At 73.1% G+C, this 11,606-nt stretch carries 12 protein-coding genes; 7 read left to right on the top strand and 5 right to left on the bottom strand.

Annotated elements, in window-relative coordinates; all coding sequences use genetic code 11:
- Window positions 1-18 precede the first annotated feature (18 nt).
- Entirely contained in the window at window positions 19-1,188 is a 1,170-nt protein-coding gene (locus tag FAF44_RS27570) for a DUF6745 domain-containing protein (RefSeq protein ID WP_237106181.1), read from the top strand.
- Between the two features lie 23 nt (window positions 1,189-1,211).
- Window positions 1,212-1,616 (top strand): hypothetical protein, encoded by a 405-nt coding sequence (locus FAF44_RS27565; protein WP_237106180.1) that lies wholly within the window; start codon window positions 1,212-1,214, stop codon window positions 1,614-1,616.
- Window positions 1,617-1,629: 13 nt separating this feature from the next.
- On the opposite strand, the gene FAF44_RS27560 is transcribed toward FAF44_RS27565, so the two are convergent.
- Complete coding sequence (locus FAF44_RS27560; RefSeq protein ID WP_237106179.1) at window positions 1,630-2,727, bottom strand: ROK family transcriptional regulator; 1,098 nt, start codon at window positions 2,725-2,727, stop codon at window positions 1,630-1,632.
- A 100-nt stretch (window positions 2,728-2,827) separates the two neighbouring features.
- On the opposite strand from FAF44_RS27560, the gene FAF44_RS27555 reads away from it, so the two are divergent.
- The 5 genes from FAF44_RS27555 to FAF44_RS27535 all read left to right on the top strand — a co-directional run bounded on the left by FAF44_RS27555 (window position 2,828) and on the right by FAF44_RS27535 (window position 9,142).
- Window positions 2,828-4,060 (top strand): Gfo/Idh/MocA family protein, encoded by a 1,233-nt coding sequence (locus FAF44_RS27555; protein WP_237106178.1) that lies wholly within the window; start codon window positions 2,828-2,830, stop codon window positions 4,058-4,060.
- A complete protein-coding gene (locus FAF44_RS27550) occupies window positions 4,057-5,298 on the top strand; it encodes an ABC transporter substrate-binding protein (protein ID WP_237106177.1) in 1,242 nt (413 codons plus the stop codon). Before FAF44_RS27555 ends, FAF44_RS27550 begins: the two co-directional genes overlap by 4 nt.
- Window positions 5,295-6,230, top strand: a complete 936-nt coding sequence (locus tag FAF44_RS27545; protein WP_237106176.1) for a carbohydrate ABC transporter permease — start codon at window positions 5,295-5,297, stop codon at window positions 6,228-6,230. Before FAF44_RS27550 ends, FAF44_RS27545 begins: the two co-directional genes overlap by 4 nt.
- A complete protein-coding gene (locus FAF44_RS27540; protein WP_237106175.1) occupies window positions 6,220-7,026 on the top strand; it encodes a carbohydrate ABC transporter permease in 807 nt (268 codons plus the stop codon). Before FAF44_RS27545 ends, FAF44_RS27540 begins: the two co-directional genes overlap by 11 nt.
- A gap of 103 nt (window positions 7,027-7,129) precedes the next feature.
- Window positions 7,130-9,142 carry a hypothetical protein gene (locus FAF44_RS27535; protein WP_237106174.1) on the top strand — a complete coding sequence of 671 codons (2,013 nt, stop codon included), beginning with the start codon at window positions 7,130-7,132 and terminating at the stop codon, window positions 9,140-9,142.
- On the opposite strand, the gene FAF44_RS27530 is transcribed toward FAF44_RS27535, so the two are convergent.
- The 4 genes from FAF44_RS27530 to FAF44_RS27515 form a co-directional block, all read right to left on the bottom strand.
- Window positions 9,139-10,134 (bottom strand): NAD-dependent epimerase/dehydratase family protein, encoded by a 996-nt coding sequence (locus tag FAF44_RS27530; protein ID WP_237106173.1) that lies wholly within the window; start codon window positions 10,132-10,134, stop codon window positions 9,139-9,141. The genes FAF44_RS27535 and FAF44_RS27530 overlap by 4 nt on opposite strands.
- Complete coding sequence (locus FAF44_RS27525; RefSeq protein ID WP_237106172.1) at window positions 10,131-10,568, bottom strand: MerR family transcriptional regulator; 438 nt, start codon at window positions 10,566-10,568, stop codon at window positions 10,131-10,133. The genes FAF44_RS27530 and FAF44_RS27525 overlap by 4 nt, the downstream gene beginning before the upstream one ends.
- A 72-nt stretch (window positions 10,569-10,640) precedes the next feature.
- Complete coding sequence (locus tag FAF44_RS27520; RefSeq protein WP_237106171.1) at window positions 10,641-10,817, bottom strand: DUF6203 family protein; 177 nt, start codon at window positions 10,815-10,817, stop codon at window positions 10,641-10,643.
- 48 nt (window positions 10,818-10,865) lie between these two features.
- Window positions 10,866-11,606 (bottom strand): PASTA domain-containing protein (locus FAF44_RS27515; protein WP_237106170.1); only part of this gene is annotated, 741 nt, incomplete at its 5' end.

Raw genomic sequence — 11,606 nt, 5'->3', positions numbered from 1 at the left:
CCATGGGAGGTCCCCACTGTGAACACACCGGCTTCGGCCCCGGCCGCCGCCGACGGGAGGCGGGCGTGGGAACTCGCCGCACGCGCCTGCTACCAGGAGATCGGGGTTCCCTTCCCCGAGCGGGTCGGGTGGGCGTCCTCACCGCTCGCCGGCGCGTTCGCCGCGCCCATAGCCGCCTGCCTGGCCACCGGCCACCGCAACAAGCGGGTCCTCGACTCGGTCTACCGCGCGGTGGACGACACGGCGGGCGAGCCGATGGGGGCGGCCGTGCGCGCCACCGTCCAGGCCGTGGCCGGCGGGGTGAGCGACCCGGTGCACGGCGCGGCGGCCACCGCCCTGCACACCGAGATGGCCGCGGCGGTGCGCCGCGCGTCGAAGGGCTCGGCGGGTACCGCGCCCGGTGATCGCCATCCAGCGCTGGCCACGGCGCTGGCGGTGCTCGGCGAGGTGGCGGCGGCGGTCACGTCGGAAGCGGTGGACGCGGCGGTAGGCGGCGTGCGCCAGGACACGATCCGCGGCGAGATCCGCCGGTTGTGGGGTGCCCACCTGCGGGGGAACCGGTCCGACGACTGGCTGGGGCTCGTCGGGAGCTGCCACCCGGACACCACGCCTCCACAGGGTGCGCCACCGTTCGAGGGCTGGTGGTGGTGGCCGTTCCGGGACTTCGTCGTGTTCTGTCAGGGGCCGGTGGAGCTGCGGCTCGAACAGGCCGGCGACGACGAGCACGCCCCGCACCGGCCGCACCGCGCCGACGGCCCCGCGGCGCTCTGGTCCGACGGGTTCGCGCTGTACTTCTGGCACGGCACCCCCGTCCCCCGCGCCGTCATCGACGACAGCCTCACCGCCGACGAGATCCTCCGCGAGCCCAACGCCGAGATCCGCCGCTGCGCCATCGAACGCCGCGGCTGGGACCGCTTCGTCGCCGAGGCCGGCCTGGAACAGATCGGGCCGGCCGTGCCCGACCCCGGCAATCCCGGTCAGATCCTCACCCTGCACCACGTCCCCGACGGGGTCTACACCACGCCCGTCCGCGTGCTGTTGTGCACGAATGGCACCGTCGAACGCGACGGCGTGCGCCGCCGCTTCGGCCTGACCGTCCCCACCCACTGCGACGACCCGATCGAGGCCGCCGCCTGGACCTACGGCCTCAGCGCCGCCCAGTACGCCACGGCACAACGCCGTTCCTGAATCCCCCCGAGGAGTGCGAGTACATGACCACCATCGAGCAGGCCATGGCCACCTTCGGCGTCACCGTCGACGCCCACCTCGACCGGCAGGCCGAGATCCCCGTCCTGTCCGGCCTGCAGTTCCAGGGCGACGTCGCCGTGGTGCCGGTAGACGGGAAGCCGGGCGGCTCACCCATCCCCGAGGCTGGCGTCCCCGTCGTGCGCGGTCAGGCCGAGGCCAACACCCATCTCCTGGTCGCCACCGGCAAGGCGTACTTCGCCCCGGCGCGCTGGCGCGACGGGATCGTGCTCGGCCTGCTGACCGTCGCGGAGGGGGCGACCGCCTACCTCGCGCATCCCGAGCACGCCTTCGCCGGCATCGCGCCGGGCACCTACGAGCTGCGCCGCCAGCGGGAGCAGGCCGACGGGTCCCGGCTGGTCGCCGACTGATCGCACCAGCCGGTCACAGGCCCAGGATCTCGCGTTCGACGTGGTCGAGCGCGAGACGGACCGCGCCGATCGCCACCCCCTCGTCCCCGAAGGTGGAGGCCACCACCTCCGGGGCGCTCACGCACAGCTCGGTCAGGTGCCGCCGCAGCGGCTCGAACAGCACGTCGCCGGCGCGGGCGTGCCCGCCGCCGAGCACCAGCAGGTCGGGGTCGATGGCCAGGACGAGCGCGGAGGCTCCGATGGCGAGGTTCTCGGCGTAGCGGTCCACCCGGCGCGCGGCCTCCCGGTCGCCGCCGAGCGCCGCCTCGAACACCTTGGCCGCCGTGGTGTCCCTGACCAGTTCGCGGGCGGCGTCCTCCCAGCCGACCTGCCGCAGCGTGCCGATCTCGCCCGCCGCGCCGGTACGTCCGGGGTGCAGCCGGCCGCCGATCAGGATGCCCGCGCCCGCCCGGTGGCCGATCAGGAGGTGTACGACGTCGGAGGCGTGCTGGGCGCTGCCGCGCCAGTGCTCGGCGAGGGCGGCCAGGTTGGCGTCGTTGGCGGCCAGCGCGGTGCCGCCGAACCAGCGCCCGGCCAGCCCGGCGAGGTCGACCCCGGTCCAGCCGGGCAGGGTGATCGACAGTGCCACGCGGCCGGTCCTGTCGACGATGCCGGAGGTGCCCGCGGCCACCGTCCAGACCTGTTTGCGGGCCACGCCCGCGCCGTCCACGCAGGCCAGCGCCGTCCGCTCGGCGGCCTCCAGCCGCTGGTGGGCGGGGGTGTCGCCGGAGAGCTCGGCCCGCTTCCAGGCGACCACCTCGCCGTTGAGGTCGGCGAGCGCGGCCACGATGGCGTCGCCGCCGACCTCCACGCCGACCACGTAGCCGGCGTCCGCCCGGAACCCGAAGCGCCGCGCCGGCCGCCCCATCGCGCCCTCGTCGGGCGGCACCTCGCGGACGTAACCGCGCTCGCCCAGCTCGTCGAGCACCGCCTCGACCGTCTGCCTGGACAGCCCGGTGACCCGGCCGAGCCGGGTGAGCGTGGCCACGCCTTCGCGGCGCAGGGCTCTGAGCGTGACCTGGGTGTTCACCTTGCGCAGCAGTGACGCGTCACCCGGCCGAAGCTCGGTCACTTACGAGACCCTTTCTCATAACTTCCCTATTGACGACCAACAGCCCGGATCCTAGCATCAGCCGACATACGTGAACTGGTTACATAAGTTGGAGGCGCGTATGGTGACGATCGCCGTCGTCGGGGCGGGTTCCCGGGGGACCTCCTACGCCGGGCACGCCGTCGAGAGCGGCCGGGCCAGGGTGGTCGCGGTCGCCGATCCGCTCGACAGCCGCCGGGGCAGGTTCCCGGACGCCGTGCCGTACGCGGACTGGCGGGAGTTGGCCGCGCTGCCCCGCCAGGCGGACGCGGTGATCATCGCCACCCAGGACCGCGACCACGTCGAACCCGCCGTGCGCTTCGCCGAACTGGGCTACGACATCCTGCTGGAGAAGCCGATGGCGGTCTCCGAGGACGACTGCCGCTCGATCGTGGCGGCGGCCGAGCGCTCCGGGGCCGTGTTCGCGGTGTGCCACGTGCTGCGCTACACCCCGTACACGCGGGCGCTCAAAGCCCTGCTGGACGACGGGCGGATCGGCGAGATCGTCAGCATCCAGCACCTGGAGCCGGTCGGATGGTGGCACCAGGCGCACTCGTACGTGCGGGGGAACTGGCGGCGCGCCGACGAGTCCACGTTCATGCTGCTGGCCAAGTCCTGCCACGACCTCGACTGGCTGGTCCACCTCACCGGCAGGCAGGTCACCCGCGTCTCCTCGTTCGGCGGCCTCAAGCACTTCCGCCCCGAGAACCGGCCGGGCGCAGCCGCCGAGCGCTGCCTCGACTGCTCCGCCGAACCCGGCTGCCCGTACTCCGCCAAGCGCATCTACCTGCCGCTCGCCGGCAAGCGGGTGTGGCCGCTGACCGTGCTCACCGACGACGTCTCCGAGCAGGGAGTGCTGGAGGCGCTCAGGACCGGCCCGTACGGCAGATGCGTCTACGACTGCGACAACGACGTGGTCGATCATCAGGTCGTGAACCTGGAGTTCGAGGGCGGCACGACCGTGTCGTTCACCATGACCGGGTTCACCCCGGCCCTGCACCGGCAGACCCGGATCTTCGGCACCCACGGCTCCATCGACGGCGACGGCGACCGCCTGACCGTCCACGACTTCGTCACCGGCCGCTCGTCCGTCGTGGACACCCGCGTGAGCGGGGACGGCACGGCCAGGGGCGGGCACGGAGGCGGTGACGAAGCGCTGGTGGAGGCGTTCCTGACCGCCGTCGCCACCCGGGAGCGGGCCCCGATCCTGTCCTCGCCGGCCGAGAGCCTGCACAGCCACCTCATCGCCTGGGCCGCCGAGCGGTCGCGGCTGACCGGCCAGACCGTCACCCTGGAAGAAGGAACCCCCCGATGAAAGCCCTGCACGTCACCACCGCCGCGCTGGCGCTCGGCGCGAGCCTGGTCGCCTGCGGATCCGCCGAGGAGCAGCAGGCGCCCGCGCAGGAGCGCGGGCCGATCACGTTCCTCGGCGGCAAGTTCGAGGCCGAGTCGGTGCAGAAGATCGTCGATGCCTGGAACGCCGCGCACCCCGACGAGAAGGCCACCGTCGTCCTGCTCCCGGAGAGCGCCGACGAGCAGCGCCGCAAGCTCATCCAGAACGCGCAGACCAAGTCCGCCGCCGGAGACGTCATCCTCATCGACGCCGTGTGGACCAGCGAGTTCGCCGCGAACCGGTGGGTGGACGAGCTGACCCTCGACACCTCCGGCTTCCTGCCCACCACCGTCGAGACGGCGAAGTACCGCGACAAGCTGTACGCGATGCCGGTCTTCACCGGCACCGGGCTGCTCTACTACCGCACGGACCTGGTCGAGCAGCCGCCCAAGACCTGGGCCGAGATGCGGCGGATCTGCGACGAGGTCCTGCCCGAGCAGAGGGACATGAGCTGCTACGGCGGCCAGTTCGACAAGTACGAGGGCCTGACCGTGAACTTCTCCGAGGCCGTCGCCTCCGCCGGGGGCGAACTCCTCGACGCCTCCGGGCAACCTCAGCTCACCGGCGAGCCCGCCAAGCAGGCGGCCACGTTCCTGGCGGACGGGTTCAAGAGCGGGATGATCCCGAAGGAGGCGATCACGTACAAGGAGGAAGAGGGACGGGTCGCCTTCCAGGAGGGCAAGCTGCTCTTCTACCGCAACTGGGCCTACGGCTACGAGGCCGCGCAGAAGACCGACGGCTCCAGCAAGGTGCACGGCAAGTTCGACGTGGCCCCGATCCCCGGCCTGACCGGACCGGGCGCGGGCACGCTGGGCGGGAACAACCTGGCCCTGTCCGCCTTCTCCCAGCACAAGCAGAGCGCGCGCGACTTCATCGCCTTCATGACCAGCGCCGCGCAGATCAAGGCGTTCGCGCAGACCAGTTCGATGCCGGTGCCCCTCACCGCGGTCTACGAGGACCCGGCGATGATCGAGAAGTACCCCTACCTGCCCGCGCTGAAGGAGGGCATCCTCGCCGCCAAACCCCGTCCGAAGGCGGTCAGGTACGGCGACGTCACCGCCGCCATCCAGGAGTCGGCGTACGCCATCGTCACCGGGGCCAAGCCCGTCGACCAGGGCCTGTCGGAGTTGCAGTCCGCGCTCGGTCCGCTGCTGAAGTGAGCGCCCGCGTCCGGGGAGGCGGGCGGCCACGGGGGCAGTCGTGGCTGGCCGCCGCCATGCTCTCCCCCACCATGGTCGTGCTCGCCCTCGTGGTCTTCTATCCGCTGGTCGCGGCGCTGCGGGAATCGTTCTACGAGAGCGGCCAGCGCCTCGACGCCGACGGCTTCGTGGTGGAGGGCGAGTGGTTCGCCGGGCTGGCGAACTACGCGGGCGTGGCGCAGCAGCGCTTCATGAACGCCGCGCTCAACACCACGCTCTTCACCGTGGTGACGGTCGCCCTGGAGGTCGTGCTGGGGGTGGCCATGGCGCTGATCATGCAGCGGGCGTTCAGGGGGCGGGCGCTGCTGCGGGCCGGCATCCTGATCCCGTGGGCGGTGCCGACCGCCGTCGCCGGGCTGATGTGGAAGTGGATCTTCCAGGCCGACGGGGTGGCCAACGCCCTGCTCGGCACCGAGATCCTCTGGACGGCCGACGGAGCCTGGGCCAAGCTCGCCGTGATCGTGGCCGACACGTGGAAGACGGCCCCGTTCGTGGGCCTGCTCGTACTGGCCGGGCTGCAGATCATCCCCGCCGACGTCTACGAGGCGGCGCGGGTGGACGGGGCCACGCCCCGGCAGACGTTCTGGCGGGTCACCTTGCCGCTGGTCAGGCCCGCGCTGCTGGTCGCCGTGCTGTTCCGGCTGATGGACGCGCTGCGCGTCTTCGACCTGCCGTACGTGCTGGTGGGGCCGCGCAAGCAGTCCGTGGAGACGTTGTCCGGGCTGATCTGGGACGAGGCGACGCGGGTGCACTACGGACCGGCGTCGGCGTACGGGACGGCGCTGTTCGGCTACATCGCGGTGATCGCGTTCGTGTTCGTGAAGTTGCTCGGGGCGGATCTGCTGGGCGACGTGCGGGCTCGGCGGCGTGAGGGGAGCGCCCGTGTGGCGTAGAGCGGGCATGATCGGCATCGCGTTGTACTGCCTGGTGCCGTTCTACTGGATGGTGGTGTCGAGCTTCCGCCGCACCGCCGACATTTACGACAAATCGCCATTTCCTAGTCCGTGGTCGCTGGAGAGCTACGAGGCGGTGTTCGCCGCCGACATGGGCTTCGGGCAGTCCCTCGTCAACAGCCTCGTCGTCGCGGGCGTCACCACCGCGGTGACCCTGCTGGTCGGCACCCTGGCCGCCTACGCGCTCGCCCGGCTCGAATTCCGCGCCAAGAACGTCGTGCTCGCCCTGGTCATCGCCGTCTCCATGTTCCCCGGCGCGCTGCTCATCGTGCCGCTGCTGAAGCTGTTCACCGCCATCGGGTGGATCAACACGTACCAGGCGATGATCGTCCCGTCGATGTCGTTCGCCCTGCCGCTGACCATCTGGAACCTGACGACGTTCTTCCGGCAGTTGCCGTACGAGCTGGAGCAGGCCGCCATGATCGACGGCTGCACCGCCTTCGCCGCCTTCCGCCGCGTCATGGTGCCGCTGGCCGCGCCGGGCATCTTCACCACCGCGATCCTGGCCTTCATCGCGACCTGGAACGAGTTCATCATCGCGGTCACCATGATCAACGATCAGGCGCGGCAGACCGCCACGGTGCGGATCGCTCAGTTCACCGGAGCCGCCAAGTTCGACACCCCCTTCGGGACGCAGATGGCCGCCGGGGTGCTGGTCACCATCCCGCTCGTGCTGCTGGTGCTGTTCTTCCAGCGCCGGATCGTGGCGGGGCTGACCGCGGGGGCACTCAAATAGCACCCCGCCCGCGCATTCCCCCAAGTGCCCGCGCCGCCGTCCCCGCAGCGGGAATACTGGTGGCAGACCTCACCCGACGGCACGCCTATAGCAAGGGGCCCCGGTGCGTACCTGGTTCGAGCCCGAGGAGACAGAGGAGTTCGAGGCGACCAAGACCGTCCTGCTCCGGCGCTGTCTCACCTGGGCGGACGAGCACGGCCGACCGGCCGACGACCTCCTGATCGCCGCCGCCGTGGACGCCCGCCACCGCAGCCGCGACGGCCGCCTCGCCTACTGGGACGAGTCCCAGATCCGGCGCTACCTGCTGGCCTGGATCCCGAAGCACGTCGTGGCCCCCAGGGAGATCCTGGAGGTCGCGCCGGAGATCCTGCGCACGTACCTGGGCTACCTGTCCGCCGCCGGGCTGCGCGATCCGCGGGGCGCCGGCCCGGCGGAGGCCGACGAGATCATCGCCCGCCTCTCCCGCGACTTCCGCAAGGCCCTCGACGACCCGTACCTCCAGGGGCTGCCCAAGTTCTGGGCGCAGGCGGCGCTCGACCACGGCAACGACCTCGCCGGGCCGGGAGCCGTCGAAGCCTTCCGGCAGGATCTCGACGCCGGCCGCATCCGCTACGACCAGGAACTCCTCGACCAGCTCCTGGAGGCCCGCTACACCCGTACCGACCTGGACCTGGAGGAGGACCGCGGCTTCCACCCGCCGCCCGTCGCCCTCCCGCCGGCCGCGGACCTGGCGGCGGAGGCGGCCCGCAGCCGGACCGTCCGGCGCCTGGTCACGCTGGCGACCTGGGCGGGCGCGGCCGGCCGCCCCCTCACCGAGGCGGGCCACCTCGCCCTCCCCGACGCCCGCGAGCTGTCGGTCCTGCTCGGCACCGGCGAGGAGACGCTCGACGTCCCCCACTCCGCCGACCTGCCGCAGCTCAGCCTCCTGCTGGCCTGGGGCACGAGGCTGAGCCTGGTCCGCACCGGCGGGCGACGGCTGGTCCAGGTGGCCGAGTCCGCGCCGCTCCTGCGCGACCCCGCCGCCCTGTGGTCCCGCGCGTTCGAGGCCCTCCCCGCGCTGGGCGGGACGATCACCATGGCGAGCCCCGCCTCCGTGCTCGGCGGCGTCTTCGGCGAGGTCCTCCCCGACGTCCTGAACACCCTCTACGGCATGGACGCCGTGCCCGTGGCCCGCCTGGAGGAGACCGTCTGGCTGGCCTGCCAGGAGCACGCCGCCCTGGAGGAGGAGCCGCCCCGGCTCAAGGACCTCTGGCGCCACCGGGCCGCCCGCGATCTGGAACGTGCCTTCGACGTCCTGGCCGACCTCGGCGCCGTGGACCTCACCCGCGGCCCCGCCGGCGAGCTCTACACCGGCGACCTCGACCGCGCCGACCAGGCGTTGCCGCCCGACGCGGTCGAGCGCCTGCGCGAGCGCCTCGCCGACCCCGATCTCCTCCTGGCCCGCCTCACCCCGCCCGCCCTGCACACCGTACGCCGCCGCCTCCTGGCGGAAGGCCGCGACGCCCCGCTGATCGGCGAGCTGTCGGCCTGCCCGGCGGCCGAGCTGCTGGGCGTGCTCAGCCAGCACTACCCGCCCCAGGAGGCCACCGCCGAGCTGAACGCCTGGCTGGCCCGCCCCGGCCAGGACCTCGAGGCCCTCCTCCAGGCCGTGCGCGACTGCCCGTTCCGTACGCGGGCCGCCGCCATGCTCACCGTCCTGGCGGAGACGCTCCCCGAAGGCCAGGCCCTCATCCGCGACCTGCGCCGCGACCCTATCCTCGCCCCCACCGCCCTGACCTTCCTCGTGGACGAGGGCGAGGTGGACCCCGGGACGCTCGACGGGCGCGAGCACCTGCTCCTGGGCGCGGAGAACTTCCTCACCCTGCTCGAACTGGGCGGCCCGCAGACGCTCATCGACCAGCTCAGGGCGATGGCGGGCCGGGACGCGTACGAGTTCGCGGCGACGATCCTGGACTCGGGCCACCACGACGTCGTGGGGCTGGAGGAGATGCGCGAGCTGGTGGCGGAGCCGTTGCGCGTCGCGCGCCCGCTGCGCCTCATCCCGGGCTCGGGCAAGGGCCTGGGTGCTCGCCAACGGCGCACCCCCCAGAGCCGGCCGCCCGCCTTCGGCTGTTAGCCGCCGGTCGCCGGGCTGCCGGCTTCCTCGACCAGGCCGAGATCGCGCAGGCTCTCGGCCGTCTCCACGATCGTCGTCTCGACCTCGCGCGGACGCCAGCCGAGTGCGGCGCGGGCCCGGTCGTTGTGGATGATCGGCCGTGGCGGCTCCTCCCCCGGGGCCTCCCGCGTGGGCACGCGCGCGGCGAACGCCCCGAGCCGCCGCCGCAGGATCCCGGCCACCTCCAGGAAGCCCATCGCCGGCCCGCCCGCGACGGCCAGGAACCGCCTGCCCGCCGCCTCGGGCGCGGCCATCGCGCGAAGGTGCAGGTCAGTCACGTCACGGACGTCGACGATGCCGAACCGCTGCCGGGGCACGACACTGGTCGTCCCTTCGAGCATCATCTTGACGAGCCACATCGAGGAGCCCAGCACGTCGGTGAGCGTGGGCCCGAGGATGAACGTCGGGTTGACCACGACGAGTTCGGTGCCGCCGCCGTCGCGCCGCATCAGCTCCCACGCGGCCCGCTCGGCGATCGCCTTGGAGCGCGGGTAGGGCGCCAGCCCCGGGGTGTCGGGATCGGTCCAGTCGTCCTCGGTGAACTCGGCGACCGGCTTGGGCGTGTAGCCGACCGCCGCGAACGACGAGGTGAGCACGACCCGCCGGGCCCCCGCGTCACGAGCGGCACGCAGCACCCGCAGCGTGCCCGCACGGGCGGGGACGATCAGCTCATCGGGATCCTCCGGTTGGCCGGTCGGGAAGGGCGAGGCGACATGATGGACCTCCTCGCACCCGGCCACCGCCGCCGGCCAGCCGTCGTCGGACCTCAGGTCGGCGGCGACCACCTCCAGGCCGCCGTCGTCGGCGCCGCCTCGGCGCACCGCCGCGCGCACGTCGGCCTCGCGGGCCTTCGACCGTACTGTGACGCGGACCGGCCGGCCCGCCCGCAGCAGGGCGGCGGCGAGGTGCGTCCCCAGGTAGCCGGAGCCGCCGGTGACCAGCACCGGGCTCATCGCAGCGCCTCCAGGCTCCCGACCGCTCCCGTGAGCCGCCGCAACACCTCGGCCTCGGCGACGGCGTCGGCGCGGTCGCGGGCGTCCCACAAGGCCGCCTTCTCGCGCAGGTAGCGCAGCCGCACCTGCTGGGCGGCGATCTCGGCCTCGACGCGCTGCGCGTGCCGCAGCAGCAGGTCACGCTGCTCGGCCGCCGCCTCCCGCCCGCGTGCGCGGTTGGCCAGGTACGCGCGCATGTCCTCGATGCCCACGCCGGCCGCGCGCAGGCAGGCCAGCGTCTCGATCTCGTCGAGGTCCCCGTCGCCGTAACGCCGATGCCCGCTGCGCTCGTCGCGCTCGATCGGGCCGATCAGCCCCACGTCCTCGTAGTAGCGCAGTGTCGGCTCGCTCAGCCCGCTGCGCCGGGACACGTCCTGAATGGTGAAGGTCGTCACGCGGCCCAGCAGAACACACTTCAAGCGCTTGAGGTCAAACGCGACCTGGGACGACGACGCGGCGCGGCCGGTTCAGCGGTGGACGGCGCGTTTGGGTGGGTGGACGGCTCGTCTGGGCTGCTGGGCGGCCTCTTCGGCGTGCCGGCGGCGGAAGTGGCGGGCCAGCAGCCAGCCGATGCCCAACGCGGTCAGGCCGAGTGGTGTACGGGCCAGACGGCGGGCCACCAGGAGCTGGAAGAGCTTCTTCATGAGCCCGCACCTGCCCCTAGGGGATCGGTCCACGCGTATCGGGCCAGGTCAGCCGCTTGCGGTCGGAGCGGGAGGGGTATCCGAGGGCTCTTCGGGGTCCGGACCGGACTGGGCGAGTTCGCCGACCGTGATGGTGACCTGGTCGGCCGGGCCGGCGCAGGTGCCCGGCTGGAGGCTCTGGGAGAGGATGGTGCCCGCCTGCGACTCGTCGTCCACGAGTTGCTCTCTGGTACGGACGGAGAGCCCCGCCGCCGTGAGGGCGGCACGCGCCTGCTCGCGGGACCGGCCGACGACCTCGGGGACGGTGACGCCGTTGCGGGAGACCGTGAGCGCCACCGGAGTGCCGCCCTGGACGCGACCTCCCGCCTTCGGCAGGGTGGCGAGGACCTCGCCGGTCGGCTGCGCCGAGCAGGAACGGGTGACCGTGCCCGGCTTGAGACCGGCGGCGGCGAGGGCCGCCTCCGCGGCAGCGCGCCGCAGGCCCGTCAGCGCGGGTACGGGTAAGCCCGCCGACACCTTCATGGACACCTTGCTGCCCCGGTCGACGGCCGTGCCCGGGGCCGGTTCGGCGCTCAGCACGTCGCCGATCCGCTCCGGGGAGTCGAGCTCGCTGACCTGGCCCGGGACCAGGCCGGCCCGCTTGAGTGCCTTCGTGGCCGCCGCTCTGTCCAGGCCGGCCAGCGGCGGTACGGGCACCGTGGCCGGGCGGTTCGCCGTCGGCGGGTTGGCGGGCGGGTCCAGGACGGGGGCCTGGGCGCCTGGGCCGCCGGACGGTCGCCGGGCCCTGGC

Source organism: Nonomuraea sp. MG754425, assembly GCF_021699195.1.
Taxonomy (GTDB): domain Bacteria; phylum Actinomycetota; class Actinomycetes; order Streptosporangiales; family Streptosporangiaceae; genus Nonomuraea.
The sequence above is the reverse complement of the archived record's forward strand: the minus strand, read 5'-3'. Positions and strand labels throughout refer to the sequence as shown.